The sequence below is a fragment of the Paenibacillus sp. 1182 genome (genome assembly GCF_017833915.1).
Taxonomy (GTDB): Bacteria; Bacillota; Bacilli; order Paenibacillales; family Paenibacillaceae; genus Paenibacillus; species Paenibacillus polymyxa_D.
Map to the genome: position 1 here is coordinate 259,757 of NZ_JAFICR010000001.1, position 17,930 is coordinate 277,686.

Here is a 17,930-nt window from a genome sequence, read left to right on the forward strand (position 1 = left end):
ATTACGATGCAAGCTTTTACAACATTAAAAGGAATTGTAGCACCTGTGGATCGGGTGAACGTGGACACAGACGCTATTATTCCTAAGCAGTTTTTGAAACGAATTGAGCGTACGGGCTTTGGACAGTTTCTGTTCTACGAGTGGCGGTTTGATGAAGAAGGCAATATCAATCCTGAATTTGAACCGAACAAGCCTCGTTATGCAGGGGCGTCTGTGCTGATCTCTCGCGCTAACTTTGGCTGTGGCTCCTCACGTGAGCATGCACCGTGGGCGATTATGGACTATGGGTTTCGTTGCGTAATTGCTCCGTCTTTTGCAGATATCTTCTATAATAACTGTTTTAAAAACGGTATATTGCCGATCAAGCTGTCTGAAGAGCAAGTAGAGGAATTGTTCCAGCGTACGGCGCAGCATGATAACTACCAACTGAACGTAGACCTGAATGAAAAAACAATCACAGACGACTATGGTCTGAAAATTGAATTCGATCTGGATGAACATCGCCGTCAGTTCCTGCTGCAAGGCTTGGACGATATTGGACTGACACTCCAGCATGAATCTGAAATTCTGGCGTATGAACAAAGACGCGCTGCGAAACAAGGCGCATAATCATAATTCCCAGTTTAGGTTCAATACGAAGCCATATAGCTTGCTCATTTGTTAGACAGAAAGCCCGTACTGGCAATCCTTTTGCCTGCGGGCTTTTATCATGCTCAAAAAATAAATTGGAAAATAAGGGGTTGACGGTTCGACTCAGCATGGTATTGTAAATGTAAAATGGTTGAAGGACTGTGTCTGTGAGAAACACCAAAAAATACATATATAAGTTAGGGGAATGAGGATGAAGAAATATGGTTGGGTGATACTAGCGGCTATCTTGATTTGGTTGTGGCCGTCCTCCCCTCATGTGAACGCGGCTGGAGCAGATTTGTTTTTAGATGGCAAAAGGGTGGAAGCGCCTGCAGATGCCAAGCCTGAAATGGTCAATGGAAAAATCATGGTACCGCTAAGGGTGGTTGGGGAGCAGCTTGGATATCAATTCAAGTGGGAACCACAATCCTATAAAATCTCAATTCAAAAAAATAGTACCGATATGTCTATGTATGTAGGCCGTACATCGGCTGATGTGAATGGAAAAACAGTTAGTCTGGATGCACCTCCTGTGCTTCGGGGCAGCTCAACCATGGTTCCATTACGTTTTGTTGGGGAGCAAATGGGACTAAAAGTAGATTGGAATAATAAAAGTAAATCCGTAAATCTCAGTCAAAAGGCTGCAACTCAACAAGCAAATAAACAGTCACAATCCCAACCATCGTCGCAAACGTCAACACGGAGTACAACAAGCACCAATAAAACGTCTTCAGCAACAGCGACGACAATAAACCCAGTTGAAGCAGATAAGCATACTGAAGCTGCATCTTCACCAACCAAGCAGCAAAATACAGAACAGACCGCAGCAAATGCGTTGGTTGTAAAAAATATTACTTTTGAGGGTGAAACGTTAAAGATTTCTCTGAATAAAGATGTTACCCCTAAAGTATCCAAAATGACGGGGAATGATCGTATTGTTGTAGATTTACCCGGGGCTTCACTGGCGACTGATTTTCTTCAGCCGTTCCCGATTCGCACCGATGGCACGCGGGCGTTGACGAATAGTGACAGTGAGGATGTGCAGGAAATTAGATTTGCTCCCGCAGATGGACGAGATGGGGGCGTACGCATTGTCATTGCTTTAAATCAGACACGTGATTACGATCTTTCAACCAATGGCCTAGGTGATATCACCCTTCAATTGCGTGAGCGTAGTGTGAATTCAGCAGTGGTAACACCAACGAATGTCGAAGGACGGCGAATCGTCGTAATTGATCCCGGACATGGTGGCAAGGACCCTGGGGCAGGTAGTGTGACTGGGCGACATGAAAAGGAATTTGCATTGGCGGTAGCGTTAAAGGTCGAGCAGCTTCTGCAAAATGATCCCGATATTCAAATCATATTGACTCGTAATGGAGATACGTATCCCACGCTGGATGAACGACCACAGCTCGCTAATAATCAGCAGGCTAGCGTGTTTGTTTCCATTCATGGTAACAGTATGCCAGCTTCTAATAACGGAAAAGCTAATGGGTCAGAAACCTATTATGCACGTCAGGAAAGTTTGAGCCTGGCCACGATCATGCACAAGCATCTTGTAGCAGCAACCGAGTTCAAGGATAACGGCATTAAAGTGGCAAACCATGTGGTGACGAGAAAATCACAAATGCCTGCAGTATTGCTGGAGTGTGGCTACCTTAGTAATATATCTAATGAAGCAGCCATGTTCACAGAAGAAACACAAGAGAAGATCGCTGAAGGTATTGTCGATGGGTTGAAGGAGTATCTCGGAACAGCAGGCACAGGAGCAACGGAACCACTTAACTAAGTGAGGTTTACAATAAAAGCTACTTTCCACCTTATTAATGAAAATTCATGGGGGTGAAAAGTAGCTTTTTTAGTTTTTTCGGCTGTGACTTTTGACGGAAAGCAAATGATCTATATTTTTAGTCAAAATTCGACAAAAGTAGTTCTTTGGCACGTATATTTCTGTTATGATGGAATATATTCGCAACTTTTGGTGTGAGATAACGTCTAAAAGGTTGTCTGATATTACATAAGCGCGTATATCAGGTCGCCGCACCGGAGCATGTGGCAAAAAAATTATGAATGGAAGGGTGACGAATGAAGAAATTTGGTTTTTTGTTGTTATTATTTGTCTTCATGTGGGCGGTTCCGGGTTATGGACATGCGGCTTCGAGTGGAACACAAATCTATCTCGACGATCAACAGTTAAGTGTCCCTAGTGGTGCTAAGGCACAAGTAATTGGCGGAAGTACAATGGTCCCGCTACGCGTAATTTCTGAAAATTTGGGATATGACGTGACATGGAAGCAGCAGGCGCGAACCATAACGATTGAGAAGGACAGTACCTTGATCCGAATGATAATCGGAAGTAAGACGGCGACTGTCAATGGAAGCGACATTAGTCTGGATGCTTCGCCTCTGCTGCGTTCCAATTATGCCCTTGTACCGCTTCGTTTTATCGGCGAGCAAATGGGACTGGACGTAAAATGGGACAGCAGCTCCAAGTCCGTAAAATTATATACCCGCAGTAGCGGGTCTGGAAACGGGGAATTTACACCTCCCAAGTCCGGAAATAACAGTACAGGTACTGGAAGTGTAACTGCACCAACGAATAATGCAAACTCAGGTGTTACACAGGTGCAGGGAATCAGTTTCAGCCAAAACCGTTTAACTATCACAACAGCCAGTGCCGTCAAGCCGAAAGCGTTTACGATGACAGGCCCTGATCGGGTAGTGGTGGATTTGCCAGCGACTGCGTTTGCTGACAATTTCGGAGACCAGCAAAAGCTGGATAGCAGCTTAAATGGTTCGCTGGACATTGAGAATGAAGCGGATGTGTCCGGTATCCGTTATGCTTTATTCCAAAAGGAACCTTCAACGGTGCGCGTTGTTATTGATTTGAAACATGCCATGAATTATACCGCATATAATGATGGCTCGAATCGTGTTATCGTCGATCTGGCTTCCAAAGATTCAGTGAATACCATGCCAGACGCAACGTTACCAGATGGCTCACAGCCGGATGACACACAGACATCACCAACGAACAGCAATGGTAAAAAGGTCGTTGTTATTGATGCTGGTCATGGAGCAAAAGATTCTGGAGCAGTTGGTGTTTCGAGAAAAAACTATGAAAAGACCTTCAACTTAGCGATGGCTCTGAAAGTAGAAAGCATATTAAAGCAGAACCCCAAACTTGAGGTTGTGCTGACACGCAGTGATGATACATTCTTGGAGCTTAAACAGCGCGTAAAAGTAGCTGAAAACCTTAATGCTAACGTGTTCGTGTCCATTCATGCTAACAGCAGCGGTAGCTCAGCTTCCAACGGTACAGAGACGTATTACCAGCGTAGTGCAAGCAAAGCGTTCGCCAACGTTATGCACAAGTACTTTGCACCTGCGACGGGCCTAACAGACCGCGGCATTCGTTATGGCAATTTCCATGTAATTCGGGAAACGACTATGCCAGCCGTATTGCTTGAAGTAGGATATCTGAGTAATGCAAAAGAGGAAGCCACACTGTTTGATGAAGATTTTCAAAACCGGGTAGCTCAAGGGATTGCAGATGGAATCACAGAGTATCTCGACGTAAAATAAATCTTCAACAAATCGCTTGTCAACGTCAAGCAAGGAGGGGGACATATGAACAAGAAAATCGTAATTGCAGGTCTGCTGGCACTGTTTGCCATTGCAGGTGCAGGGTGTGCCTCTAAGCAAACAACGGCTCCTGCGACTCCATCTCAGGAAACACAAACTTCTAATGCACAAAATAGCACACCCGAACAGACGACCCCTGATCCATCGGCTCAGTCTGCTGAAAATAATGGGGCGAGTCAAACACCTGCATCTCCGTCAACAGAGCCTACAAAGACCAAGACGGACACGGAAAATTCAGGAGATCGACAAACACAACAGATTACGGTGTACTATACGGATACTCAAGAGAACGGCTTGAAAGAACAGAAAAAGGAAATTACCTATCCAAGCGAGCTGGAAAAGTTGCAAAAAGCGTTTGAAGCTCTGCAAAAGAGTGGGGATTCTGCTCTAATTCCGTTGTGGTCCGAGAAAATTTCCGTGCATAAGATCAAATTGGATAACGGTGCATTGACTTTTGATATTTCCCTGCCGGACGAGGCTCGATTGGGAGCTGGCGGCGAGGAATTGGCTATCGATGCCTTGAAGAAAACAATGTTCCAATTCAAGGAAGTCAAAACGCTAGATTTGCTCGTAGATGGTCAATCTCTAGAGTCCTTAATGGGGCATGTAGATTTGGATCATCCCATGAGTCGCTAACCGATCAGACGGTATGAAAATTTCTTGGGAATTTGCACACTTTTCACGTGCAATCTGTGACAGATAATGATAATATAGGAGTGTATTTCTCGCCTATGCAGGCAGTCATGCACAAATAGTATTCGTTTCTTTCCGGATGATTATTTAGAGTGACCGTCTTGATGCGGGCTATCCCGTATCAAGACGTTTTTTTTGGTAGGAGGTAGGATTTCCGTGAATGCAGCAACCGCACGTCATATATTGGACACCATCGGTACGATGTTTCCGGATGCCCATTGTGAGTTGAACCATGACAATGCTTTTGAATTAACGATCGCCGTGTTATTGTCTGCTCAATGCTCCGATCAGATGGTCAATAAAGTAACGGCAGACCTGTTTCAAAAATACAACTCACCTGAGGATTACCTAGCTGTTCCTCTTGAGGAACTGGAGCAGGATATTCGCAGAATCGGCTTGTACCGAAACAAGGCCAAGCATATTCATAACCTCTGTCGTATTTTAATAGACCAGTACGGGGGAGAGATACCTTCGGAGCACGATCAACTGGTTAAGCTACCCGGTGTTGGCCGCAAGACGGCTAATGTCGTTGTATCTACTGCTTTTAATGTACCAGCTATTGCGGTAGATACGCATGTAGAGCGCGTTTCCAAACGACTCGGCTTTGCAGGGTGGGATGATTCAGTGCTTGAGGTGGAAAAAAAGCTGATGAAGAGGGTTCCTAGGGATGAATGGTCTTTGACCCACCACAGGCTCATTTTTTTCGGGCGCTACCATTGTAAAGCTCAAAACCCTCAATGTCAGGTGTGTCCGTTGCTTGATGTATGCAGGGAAGGCAAGAAACGTATGAAAACGTCTCTTATCAGAAAAGATAAGGAACGTAGAGCTTAAAGACCCACAAAGGTAACAAGAGGGTTTAACCATTTATGTGTAGAAAAGGATGAAGAGTATGAAGTGCATTTCGGTATATACAGACAATTTTGAAGCATTCTCTGATATTTTTGAGCAAATTGTAACAACAGAATTTGCTGAAAACGAAGAGCGCGAGCTTGAGGGAATCACGGTTAGTCATTCCGGTGATGTACCTGAGCATTATCTGGAGCGTATGTCACAAAAGCCAGAAGTGGTCGTAATGAAGGATAAATCCCGTGGGATTACGATTTTACAGCATGGTCAAGTATTTGAAATTTTGCTGCCAGTGCTTGAGACTGCAGCCAATTAAGTTCAATTAGCGGACGACATGCGTTGCATGTTCCGGTATAGGCGGCTCGGCTGGTTTAACCAGCCCGAAGGCGCATATATACACGAACCTTGCAGACCATCCTGATGTGGATAGAGCCTCTTCCAATGAAGTGTGCATACATTTTGTACCCTGAATTATGGTGTCTCGTTCCGCATGTTCCAAAAGGTGAATGTACGTAATGAGCAGGCTCACCCGTTGTTTACATATCTTGCTTCGTCGTTGTCCCTTGAGGGCTTTGATAAATGCATTCGGTTGCCTAAATACTTATTCCTAATGATCCGTTTTGGACAGAATAAAATGAACTTTTTGTTATCATGTACGAAAACAGCGTTCCCTAAAGCCAGGTACTGGCGGGGAGCGCTGTTTAGTTTTTTTGATGTGATGATTCTCACAATGGCTTAGGAATGCTACAATATAGCTATTTGGTGCAGACAAGTGATAAGGAGTGGAACCGTAGCTTATGATGCAAACGATTACAGGGGATGCGGGAAAGTGGTTGGATACGATAGAACAGATACAGAATACACTGCGTAAAGCCGGGGATGAAGCGGGAGCGAAGGCGGTAGGGGATCTGCTGGAAAAAGCATATGCGCAGGAGCTGACCATTGCCTTTTGTGGACATTTTTCAGCGGGTAAATCGAGCCTGATTAACAGCCTGTGTGGTAAAACCGTCCTGCCATCTGGACCGGTGCCTACGAGCGCTAATGTAGTGTCCATCCGTTATGGACGTCCGAGAGCACTCATTCATCCAGCCCAAACAGCGGAAAATCCAGAGCCGGAAAGCATGGAAGCCTCCCTGTCCGAGCTTGCTGAGTATTGTAAAAATGGTGGAGCCTATGAATCGGTTCAAGTGTGGGAGGATGTTCCCATATTATCTAACGGAGGAGTGCTGCTGGATACACCCGGCGTCGATTCCACAGACCACGGACATGCGCTGGCGACACATTCTGCTTTACATTGGGCAGATATTGTTTTTTATGTAATGGATTACAACCATGTCCAATCTGAAAATAATTTGTCTTTTGCCAAAAGTTTATCGGATTGGGGCAAGCCGTTATATTTGATCATCAATCAAATCGATAAACACCGGGAGCGGGAGCTTTCATTTACACGTTATCGTAATGAGGTGGAGACTAGCTTTCACGCCTGGCAAGTTCATTATACGGACATCCTTTTTACTTCCTTGAAGGAGCAGAATCATCCATGGAACCAGTGGAAACAGTTGACGCACCTGATTCCGAAATTGCTGGAGCGAAAAACAGAGCTTTTGGCATACAGTTTAGTGTCCTCTATGCATCATTTGGTAGAGCAACATGTAGAGACTGTGCAGTCAGCTGAAGAAGAGGAACTGAACACACTGCTAAAAGAAGCGGGTGGGGAAGAAGCCATTTTGCGGCTGGATATAGAGCAGAAAACCTTGCAGCAAGAAGACGAACACTGGAAGATGCTCCCGGAGCAGGAGCGTAAACGGCTGCGTCAAGAGCTGGATCATCTACTGGAACACGCACATTTGACGCCAGCGGAGCTACGTGAAGCCGCAGGCGAATACTTAGAGAGCCGCAAGCCGGGCTTCAAAACAGGACTATGGTTTGCAGGAGGAAAGACTGAGCGAGAAAAGGAAAGCCGTTTGGAACGGCTGACAGGAATGCTGACTGATCAGGTGGAGGGACAATTGCTTCCTCATGTACGGGAGCTTCTGCGGTCTTGGGGTGACGGTCAGGGGTTGTGGACCTCTGCGATGGAGCAGGAGCTGGATGGCATCCGTCCTGTGATAGACCGGCAACTGGTAGAGCAGACGGTGAAGGAAAATGCGTTGTCGCCAGAGTATACGTTAAACTATTGCAAGGACCTACGCGCTGCTGTGACCGCCGATTGCCGCCGCAAGGCGCTGACGCTGCTAGACCGCCTGCTGGCCCAGCTAGCAGTGCGAGCCAAAGCCCGCCGCGCGGCTCTCGCAGAGAAGCGCACTGCGCTGTTGGCGCAGGCAGAGGCGGCGGGCTGCTACAGCACCCGCGTGCAGGCCTCGGCTTCGCATGCCACCCTGTTGCGCAGCTTGCTGCCGCAGGCTCCCGCGCCAAGCGGGTTGCCCTGTGCGGACGCGCCTGCATCGGCGTCCGATACCGCCGCTGCTGCCCCGCCAGCTGCGGCACCAACGGGCGTTGCGCGCCCAGGCATCGCTGGCTCACGCAACGCATCGGCGCAGACGCTAGCTGGGACGGTGGCAGCACAGCCTGCCGCTGGAGGCCGCCGTACGCGGTTGGATGCAGCAGCGGCCCAATTGAAGGCTGCCGCTGCCCTCGTAAGTCCGTACCCTGCCATGCAAGCGGCGGTACGGGATTTACATGCCCGCGCCGCTGCGCTGGAGGGCGGGCAGTTTACGCTGGCGCTGTTCGGAGCGTTCAGCGCTGGGAAATCCAGCTTCGCCAACGCTTTGTTGGGTGAAGCTGTGTTGCCCGTATCGCCGCATCCGACGACAGCGGCGATTAACCGCATAATGGCGCCTGCAAGTGCTGAGCGCCATGCCACGGCTGACGTCCATATGAAATCAGTGGACGCGTTGCGGGAAGATCTTAAATACTCATTTCGGTTATTAGGATTGGGAGAGCCAGAGGCAGCGGGCTGGCAAGAAGCCGTTCATGCTTTATCTCCGGAAGGCATCCATCCTGCGGGCAGGCCTCATTATAGTTTTTTAAAGGCTGCCGCAGCCGGATGGGAAGAAGCTGAAAGCTTGCTGGGACAACAGCTTCAGGTGAATTTAGAGCAGTATCGAGATTTTGTCGCGTCTGAGCACAAATCATGCTTTGTGGAGCATATTGACCTTTATTATGATTGCGCTCTGACCCGTCAGGGCATCGTGCTAGTGGATACGCCAGGAGCGGATTCTGTGAATGCACGGCACACAGGCGTGACCTTCAACTATATGAAGCATGCGGATGCTCTTGTATTTGTCACCTATTATAACCATGCGTTTACGCAAGGCGACCGGCAGTTCCTGAATCAACTAGGTCGAGTCAAAGAGACCATGGCACTGGATCAGACGTTTTTTATTGTTAATGCATCAGATCTGGCTTCTTCTGAAGAAGAACTGCATTCTGTTACCCGGCATGTACAGGAACAACTACAGGCGAATGGAATCCGAAAACCACGTATTTATCCGCTTTCCAGTATGCTGGCGTTGGAAGCTACCGAACAGGAAGAGGCTTCGCTGCGTTCAGCTTCACGTTTTGATGCATATGAAGATGATTTCTCGGCATTTGCAGCCGAAGAGCTGGCAGGTTTGTCCATCGCTTCTGCTATGCAGGAACTGACCCGGCTGCGGAACCGCATAGAGCAACATGCAGCCGATGCCCGGTATAGCGTGGAAGAACGGGAGATTCGATTAGAGCGATTAACTCGCATCCGTGGGGAATTGGAGCATACGCTCCTAGGCCTGACTGATAGCAACGGTGCATCTGTGTTATCGGGCGAGAACGATGAACTGCTGTATCATGTACGTCAAAGGCTGTCCTATCGGACTGGAGAATTTATGGCAGAGGCGTTTCATCCATCTGTTCTGCGTGAAGGAGTAGGTGATCTTCGTTCGGCTTTTGCATCTTGTGGTCGTGAGCTGATGCGTTTAATCGAACTGGAGCTGTCTCAGGAATTACTGGCAACCACACTCCGGCTGGAAAAAACGGGACAAACTTTGGTGCACAAGGCTATACAACAGTGCGTAGAACACATGAACCATCAGTTGCCAGGACTAGATTGCACAATTCCTGAATCGAGAAAATGGGTTGTTCCCGAGCTGAAGGAAATTTCCCTGCAGGAGTCCATTCATTGGAAGGATTATTGGAATAGCTTTAAAAATCCAAAGCTATTTTTTGAAGGAACTGGTCGAGCGAATCTACAAACCAAACTGGAGCCGATATTACGCGAGCGAATCGGGGAAGCTGTGGATCAGCAACGTGAACGAATGTCTGCTTTTTACGTTACGCTGATGCAGGAGGAACAATTGTGGCAGAAAGCTCAGCTTCGAGAGCAAATGCTGGAGACGACTCGTGGCATGGAGCATGCCCTTATGGGCGGTGAGCAGCCACAGGTTTGGGAAGAACTTGCTGGCAAGATTGCGGCTTTGGAGTAAAGATAAATATGTTCACCAATGATTAAAGATCAGGACACCGGGTTGTGGGACAACCCGGTGTTTTATGCATACTCCAAAAAGTAAGCAATACTGAGTAAATAGCCACATTCAATAATAAGAAAGCGATTTAATTTGTCTAATCACCCACCAATTGATAACCTGCCTGAATACGGCTCGTTATCCTCTTTGCCGCCTTGGAATGCGAATGGTAAACTTCACTAAGCCATATAACAACGTCGTGCAACTAATGGAGGGACATTGACATGGAAGTGCTCAGGCAACTGCAAGTTTTTTTTCGCGAGAGGAGACACTATCTGTTTCTTTCTATTTTATGCCTTGCGATAGCGACGGCTCTGGGACTGGTGTATCCGAACCTGCTCCAAAGGCTTATTGATAACGCTATCATCCCAGGTGACTTCGGGAAAGTTCCGGCGCTGGCTCTGACTGTGCTGGGAGTAGTCATCATCAAAGGGTTCATGCAATTTTTACATGGTTTTTTTGGTGGACGGCTAGGTAACTACCTGGCATACCGCCTCCGCAATGCTTGTTACGAAAAGCTGCAATTTCTGTCTTTTAGATATTATGACACGGCCAAAACGGGAGATCTTATGTCTCGACTGACTGGTGATTTGGAGGCAATTCGTAACTTTATCGGATTTGGTTTTGCCCAACTCCTCAATGTGCTATTGATGGTCGTATTCGGCTCTATGATGATGCTGTATATTAACTGGCAGCTCACCCTCATTACGATGATCAGCATGCCATTGCTACTCTTCGTCACATTCAAGTTTGAATCCCGGATTCATCCCACCTTTCAGGAAATGCGGATTGCCCTTAGCGCCTTGACGACAGCAGTCCAAGAAAACATAACAGGTGTGCGAACCGTCAAATCTTTTGCCCGCGAATCATATGAAGTTGAGAAATTTTCAGTACGTAATGAGCAATACAAAAGTAATCAAATTCAAGCTGCTTCCTTATGGAGTCGGTTCTTCCCTGCTATGGAACTAATTGCTTCTGTCAGTGTGGTCCTTCTGTTGGGCATGGGCGGGTATCTGGTCATTCAGAAGTCAATGACCTTGGGGCAGCTCGTCGCTTTCTTTAGCTTAATTTGGTATATTATCGGCCCCATCTGGAGCATTGGCTTTCATATCAATAACTATACGCAGTCCAAAGCATCCGGTGAAAGGGTCCTGGAACTGCTAAATCAGTCCATAGATGTAACCGATGAAGCCGGAGCACTTACACTCGATGCCGATCAGGTGGAAGGACATGTTACGTTTGAACATGTTACCTTTGCTTACGGAAATAAGCTTCCTGCTGTTGTTGACATCAATTTAGACGCACCGCCGGGATCAGTCATTGGAATTTTAGGAGGAACGGGGTCAGGGAAGTCTACCATTATTCAATTACTCATGCGTGCTTATAATGTGAATGCAGGAAGTATCAAGTTGGATGGCAAGGATATACGTCACTTGAAGATTCGTGATTTGCGTGCTCAAATTTCTTCTGTGTTTCAGGAGACGTTTTTGTTTTCGTCCTCTATACGTAATAATATTTCATATGGTTTAAGCCATGTCAGTATGGATGACATCATACGCGTTTCCAAACTGGCTCAGGCGCATGAATTCATAACTGAACTACCGCTGGGATATGACACTGTCGTTGGAGAACGTGGATTGGGACTGTCCGGAGGGCAGAAACAACGGATCGCCATCGCGCGCGCACTACTCAAAAATCCGAAAATTCTGGTACTGGATGATGCTACCAGTGCGGTCGATATGGAAACAGAGCATGAAATACAGACCGGTTTTCAAGAGGTTATGCGTGGTCGAACAACATTTATAATCGCTCATCGAATCTCTTCGCTTCGCCATGCCAATGAAATTGTGGTGCTTGAGGAAGGACGAATCGTCCAGCGTGGAACACATGAACAGCTTATTGCTACTCCAGGTCCATATCAGGATGTGTATCATATTCAATACGCCGATTACATAGCTCAGGCTCCAGACGGTGTATCCGAAGGGCAGGTGAGACCATGAATATACCCGCAGAAAAAGCCAAACCGTTAAAAAAACCGACGAATGAGCGCTTTGTCTATCAAGATGATGATGTCATTGACAAACCGTTTAACTGGTCAGAATTCAAACGTTTGCTGGCATACATGAAGCCCTATGCCCGTCAGATTCTGCCGATCCTTCTGGTCATGATGATTCTTGGTACCATTACCAAACTGACGGTTCCTTATTTGATCAGTCTGGCCATTGATAAGGCAATTGCTCCCGCATGGCCTGCATTACCCAGCGTAAAGTTACTGCTGCTCATCACGGGTGCCGTGCTCTTGTTATATTTAATTCAATGGGCAGCCAGCACGTACCGCATTAAATTCACCAATATTATCGGTCAACGGGTTATTTACGATTTGCGTGAAGATTTGTTCAAGCATATTCAAAAGCTATCCTTTAACTTTTTTGATAAGAGACCGGCAGGTTCTGTATTAGTGCGCGTGACGAATGACATTAACTCGCTACAGGATCTTTTTACGAACGGTGCAGTGAATGTCCTGATTGACTGCGTACAGCTTATCGGAATTATTGTCATTTTGCTGCTTATTAACTGGAAGCTCGGTTTGGCAGTAATTGTGACCGTTCCGATCATGTTTTTGATCTCGACCAAGCTGCGCGTTCGCATCCGTCGCGCTTGGCAAGAAGTGCGTATGAAGAACTCGCGTATCAACTCTCATTTGAATGAGTCTATTCAGGGGATTCGTGTGACACAAGCCTATACGCAGGAGCAGGAAAACATGGCTTATTTCGACGACATGAACAGCTCTAGCAAAAAATCGTGGGATAAGGCTTCTGCCATGAATCAGGTTTTTGGCCCACTTATTGATATTACCGGAGGATTTGGTACGCTTGTGCTATTCTGGTTTGGAGCGCATTTAATTCAGACAGATCAGCTTACAGTGGGGCTGCTGGTTGCGTTTGCCAACTATGTTGGGAACTTTTGGGAGCCGATTAATCGGCTGGGCCAAATGTATAATCAGTTACTGGTTGCGATGGCTTCGTCAGAACGAATTTTTGAGTTTATGGATGAACAGCCGAATATTGCAAACAAACCGGGAGCAAAAGCCTTGCCACCCATTCGGGGTGACATCCAATTTGAAAAGGTCATTTTTGAATATGAGAAGGGACGTCAGGCGCTTAAAGGAATTAGTCTTTCCGTCGAAGCGGGTCAATCTATAGCGCTTGTGGGTCACACCGGCTCAGGTAAAAGTACAATTATTAATCTGCTCAGCCGTTTTTATGACATTACGTCAGGGAGGCTTACGATTGACGGTCAAGATGTGCGTGATGTCACGGTGGAGAGCTTGCGAAGCCAGATTAGCATCGTGCTTCAGGATACATTTATTTTTTCGGGGACGATACGCGATAATATCCGATTTGGCCGTTTGGATGCAACGGATGAGGAAATTGAAGCGGCTGCGAAGGCGGTCAATGCTCATGAATTCATTGTTCACTTGCCAGCTGGCTATGAAACAGAAGTAGAGGAGCGGGGGGGAATGCTGTCCATGGGCCAGCGACAGCTCTTATCCTTTGCTCGTGCCTTGCTGGCTAATCCGCGAATTCTTATTCTGGATGAGGCCACAGCCAGTATTGATACAGAAACGGAGTTGAAAATTCAGGAGGCTCTTCAGGTTTTACTGGAAGGCAGAACTTCTTTTATGGTCGCTCACCGTTTGTCTACCATTCGAAATGCTGATCATATCGTTGTACTGGATCATGGGGAAATCCAAGAAAGTGGTAATCATGAACAATTGATGAAAAAACATGGAATATATCGGGGGCTGGTGGAAGCACAGTTCAGATTTTTGTAAAAAAAAGATCAAAAAATCGCGTTTTTTGTAAATTTAAATGCCGAGCACTATTGCATTCTTGGAGCTAAACCCTGAAAATAAAGATGAAAAGAGATCAGAGCAATTTTCGTCAGAGGGGGAAGAGTTCAAGATGTGGGATGCTCCTTTTTCTGCCAAGGCTAAGAAGATGCTGCTGCTGGGTAGCGGCGAATTGGGAAAAGAAGTCATTATTGAAGCTCAGCGGCTTGGCGTGGAATGTATTGCTGTTGATCGCTATGAACTGGCTCCAGCAATGCAGGTAGCCCATCGCTCTCACTGTCTGGATATGCAGGATGCTGAGGCGTTGAAGGCACTAATTCGTGAGGAAAAGCCCGACATAATTGTACCTGAAATCGAAGCTATTGCTACGGGTGCTTTGGAAGAATTAGAGCAAGAAGGATTTCACGTAGTACCAACGGCCCGTGCCGCCCGTCTTACGATGGACCGGGAAGGTATCCGCAGGCTGGCTGCCGAGAAATTACAGCTTCCGACTGCTGCCTATCGTTTTGCAGATAACTTTGAGCAGTTGCGGTCGGCGGTTCATGAGCTGGGCACGCCATGCGTGGTCAAGCCCTTGATGAGTTCGTCGGGTAAAGGGCAGTCTGTATGCCGGGCAATCGAAGATGCAGAATCCTGCTGGAATACGGCGCTGGAAGGCGCGCGTGCCAAAACTACACGTGTCATTGTTGAAGCTTTTGTCCCGTTTGAGAGCGAAATCACCTTATTGACCGTCAGATCGGTTTCGGGTACGACTTTTTGCCCACCGATTGGCCATATTCAGAAAGATGGGGATTATGTCGAATCCTGGCAGCCTCATGGCATGACGGACAAGCAACTTTCGGAGGCGGAAGACATTGCCCGTACGATTACGGATGAACTGGGTGGTTACGGATTGTTTGGCGTAGAGCTATTTTTAACGGCTGATGGCGTCATATTCAGTGAAGTATCCCCTCGTCCGCATGATACAGGAATGGTGACCATGATCACGCAGGATTTGTCGGAATTTGCACTTCACGTGCGAGCCATCCTCGGATTCCCGGTGCCATCTGTTACGTTGCTTACACCAGGAGCCTCAGCTACTTTGAAGGCAGAAGTGGCTACGCGGGATTTTGTAATAAGCGGTCTGCATGATGCATTATTGCTACCCCGGACACAGGTGCGAGTGTTCGGGAAGCCAGAAACCAAGCCGGGTCGCCGGATGGCTGTAGCGCTTAGCGCTGCAGAAGATGTGGAAACAGCACGGAAGACGGCCAAAGAAGCTGCTAATATGCTGAAAGTGGAGGTAAATCATGTCTAACAATGTGATGATTCCAGTACTGACAATTCGTTCCGTAGAGCTTGGCGATTGCGAAGCCGTAACAGGACTACTAAGAGAAGTCGGATACCCGATGACTTGTGGTGTAATGAAAGAAGTTATGGGAACAACGCGGGAGGACAGTCAAGCGAATATGATGGTTGCAGAAATGGATGGTCGTGTTGTCGGAGTTATCGGCATGCATACGGCTCAAAGCTTGGCTTATCCTGATCCTGCCGTACAAATCACCATGCTAGTCGTGAGCGGGGAGTATCGCGGCGAGGGCATTGGCAAGCGCCTGGTGGCTTGTGGTGAGGAGTGGGGACGTGCGCAAGGATGCTATCATTTATTCATTACTGGAGCGAATAACCGCATCAAACAAGTAGAGGCCCGGGCTTTCTACAACCGAATCGGCTTTGAAAAGCAAGGCTACCGTTTCAGCAAAAAGCTTAGATAATCAGCCTACAACAAGACAATCTAATACTTAAAGCCTCACTACTTTTAACTTAGTTCCGCATGGTTCATTCCGAGCGGGGCTATTTTTTTCCAACTTTTATACCATTGATCCTGCTATAAAACATGATATACTGCTAGAGTAAAGATTACAAAGTTGTAACCAGAAGCGTTCACACCAAGGCATTTATACAACAAGGAGATGACGAAATGAAGAATATGTTGAAAAAAACACTTGTGATGGGAAGTCTAAGCGCCATTTTATCCGCAGGATTCATCGTTCCGGCATCAGCTTCACCAGCTGACGATTTGACTGCCCAACTACAACAGTGGTTTCAAAATAACGGATATACCGTCAATATGTCCAACGGGACGACTACGATAACAAAGACCGTAATTAAGGATGCTTCTGAAAAGGACAAGGCTAAAAACAAAACAGCAAATCCTTCATCCGGCAAGCAAACAACAACCAAACAAGGTAGCCAAAAGGCTTCGCAGTCTAGTAACAAGCAACAGGCCCAAAAACAAAACACAAACTCAGGCGCGGGTCAGTCTGCAGGATCTGATGCACAACTCAGCAAGTCCCAATTTGCAGCTGAGGTTGTAAAGCTTGTAAACAACGAGCGCAGCCAAAAAGGTCTGAAGCCCCTTACATCTAATGCGAAGCTTACAGAAGTAGCCTTAGCCAAGGCGAAGGACATGAGCACGAACAATTACTTTTCCCATACATCTCCGACCTACGGTTCACCCTTTGATATGATGAAAAAGTTCGGTGTAACTTATACGTATGCGGGTGAGAATATTGCTATGGGACAACAAACACCACAAGAAGTAATGAAAGCTTGGATGAACAGTCAGGGACATCGTGAGAATATTTTGAAGGCAGAATATACGCAAATCGGTGTGGCTTACTACAATGGATATTGGGTACAAGAGTTCACACGTAACTAAGATGATAGTAAATACGTTCGAAACGTCATGCCGCTGTTATGAAAAGATAGTGGCATGACGTTAATCTGGAGACCCGCTGACACGTTCAGCGGGTCTTTTGGTGTCTCTTATTCCTCCACAGGCATAACCCTTGCTTTATACCAGAAAAGACATAAGGGACGTATTTATAGTATGATAGCAGCAAGTTGAATGGATAGCAGACTATTTATGGAAAGCTAGGTGAGCAAATGAGCTACGAAATTGTGCATGAAGGTGCCTTTGCTATGCTCAAGGTGCAGTTGAACCCCGGGGAAATGATTAAAGCGGAAATGGGAGCAATGGTTTCCATGTCTTCCAGTGTAGATATAAAGGGGACAGTAGACGGTGGACTGTTACGTGGTTTAGGCAGAATGCTAAGCGGAGAAAAATTCTTTTTTCAAGAACTGAGGGCAGCCCGTGGGCCAGCTGAAGTGTTGTTAGCCCCTGCCAGTATAGGTGATGTACAAGCGGTAGAATTGGATGGCACGTATAGGTTGATGGTCCAAAAGGACGGTTTTCTAGCTTGTACAGAAGGCATTGAGGTTAGCACCAAAATGCAAAACCTGATGAAAGGTTTATTCTCCGGTGAAGGTTTTTTTATCGTAGAAATCAGTGGTCGAGGTACGGTATTCCTATCCTCTTATGGAGCCATTCATCTCATTTATATCGCGCCAGGAGAGGAGCGTATTATTGATAATGCTCATCTGGTGGCATGGCCGGATTATATGGATTATAAAATTGAAAAAGCATCGAAAGGCTGGTTGTCCAGCGTAACGAGTGGAGAAGCGCTTGTATGCCGTTTTCGCGGTGAAGGAACGGTACTGATACAAAGTCGAAATCCGGGAAGTTTTGGACAATGGATCAAAAGTTTCATCCCTGATAGCAAATAGTTTGATTCGTTTGATTAGAGATGAGAGGATAAACTGTTCGCACAAGAAAGTATAATATAAGGGTGGCCATTTGCCATCCTTTTTTTGCATGTTCATGGGAAATTATATGTGACTCTAAGCATTTATTGCGCTTTTATTCCGAACGGTTTATTTGCAAA

General features: G+C 46.7%; 13 protein-coding genes. All 13 read left to right on the forward strand.

Annotated elements, in window-relative coordinates; translation table 11 throughout:
* Nucleotides 1-6 precede the first annotated feature (6 nt).
* Nucleotides 7-609 carry a 3-isopropylmalate dehydratase small subunit gene (gene leuD / locus JOD82_RS01335; RefSeq protein WP_069010661.1) on the forward strand — a complete coding sequence of 201 codons (603 nt, stop codon included), beginning with the start codon at nucleotides 7-9 and terminating at the stop codon, nucleotides 607-609.
* A gap of 232 nt (nucleotides 610-841) precedes the next feature.
* Nucleotides 842-2,419, forward strand: coding sequence for an N-acetylmuramoyl-L-alanine amidase family protein (locus JOD82_RS01340; protein WP_069010660.1), 1,578 nt, complete (start codon nucleotides 842-844; stop codon nucleotides 2,417-2,419).
* 296 nt (nucleotides 2,420-2,715) lie between these two features.
* A complete protein-coding gene (locus JOD82_RS01345; protein ID WP_029514972.1) occupies nucleotides 2,716-4,215 on the forward strand; it encodes an N-acetylmuramoyl-L-alanine amidase family protein in 1,500 nt (499 codons plus the stop codon).
* A gap of 45 nt (nucleotides 4,216-4,260) precedes the next feature.
* Nucleotides 4,261-4,911: a GerMN domain-containing protein gene (locus tag JOD82_RS01350; protein ID WP_029514971.1), complete on the forward strand. Its 651-nt coding sequence runs from the start codon at nucleotides 4,261-4,263 to the stop codon at nucleotides 4,909-4,911.
* A 213-nt stretch (nucleotides 4,912-5,124) separates the two neighbouring features.
* Complete coding sequence (gene nth / locus JOD82_RS01355) at nucleotides 5,125-5,799, forward strand: endonuclease III (protein ID WP_069010658.1); 675 nt, start codon at nucleotides 5,125-5,127, stop codon at nucleotides 5,797-5,799.
* Nucleotides 5,800-5,857: 58 nt separating this feature from the next.
* On the forward strand, nucleotides 5,858-6,130 hold the full coding sequence (locus tag JOD82_RS01360; RefSeq protein WP_013310628.1) for a hypothetical protein: 273 nt from the start codon (nucleotides 5,858-5,860) through the stop codon (nucleotides 6,128-6,130).
* Between the two features lie 481 nt (nucleotides 6,131-6,611).
* Nucleotides 6,612-10,274 (forward strand): dynamin family protein, encoded by a 3,663-nt coding sequence (locus tag JOD82_RS01370; RefSeq protein WP_209947413.1) that lies wholly within the window; start codon nucleotides 6,612-6,614, stop codon nucleotides 10,272-10,274.
* 263 nt (nucleotides 10,275-10,537) lie between these two features.
* The gene (locus JOD82_RS01375; protein ID WP_029518158.1) at nucleotides 10,538-12,313 is read left to right on the forward strand and encodes an ABC transporter ATP-binding protein; all 1,776 of its coding nucleotides are present in this window, start codon (nucleotides 10,538-10,540) and stop codon (nucleotides 12,311-12,313) included.
* Nucleotides 12,310-14,148, forward strand: a complete 1,839-nt coding sequence (locus JOD82_RS01380) for an ABC transporter ATP-binding protein (RefSeq protein WP_029518157.1) — start codon at nucleotides 12,310-12,312, stop codon at nucleotides 14,146-14,148. The genes JOD82_RS01375 and JOD82_RS01380 overlap by 4 nt, the downstream gene beginning before the upstream one ends.
* A gap of 130 nt (nucleotides 14,149-14,278) precedes the next feature.
* On the forward strand, nucleotides 14,279-15,463 hold the full coding sequence (gene purT / locus JOD82_RS01385; protein WP_209947415.1) for a formate-dependent phosphoribosylglycinamide formyltransferase: 1,185 nt from the start codon (nucleotides 14,279-14,281) through the stop codon (nucleotides 15,461-15,463).
* Entirely contained in the window at nucleotides 15,456-15,917 is a 462-nt protein-coding gene (locus JOD82_RS01390; RefSeq protein ID WP_013310623.1) for a GNAT family N-acetyltransferase, read from the forward strand. The genes purT and JOD82_RS01390 overlap by 8 nt, the downstream gene beginning before the upstream one ends.
* A 206-nt stretch (nucleotides 15,918-16,123) precedes the next feature.
* Nucleotides 16,124-16,864: a CAP domain-containing protein gene (locus JOD82_RS01395; protein ID WP_029518155.1), complete on the forward strand. Its 741-nt coding sequence runs from the start codon at nucleotides 16,124-16,126 to the stop codon at nucleotides 16,862-16,864.
* 227 nt (nucleotides 16,865-17,091) lie between these two features.
* The gene (locus tag JOD82_RS01400) at nucleotides 17,092-17,772 is read left to right on the forward strand and encodes a TIGR00266 family protein (protein ID WP_209947417.1); all 681 of its coding nucleotides are present in this window, start codon (nucleotides 17,092-17,094) and stop codon (nucleotides 17,770-17,772) included.
* The last annotated feature ends 158 nt before the right edge of the window (nucleotides 17,773-17,930 follow it).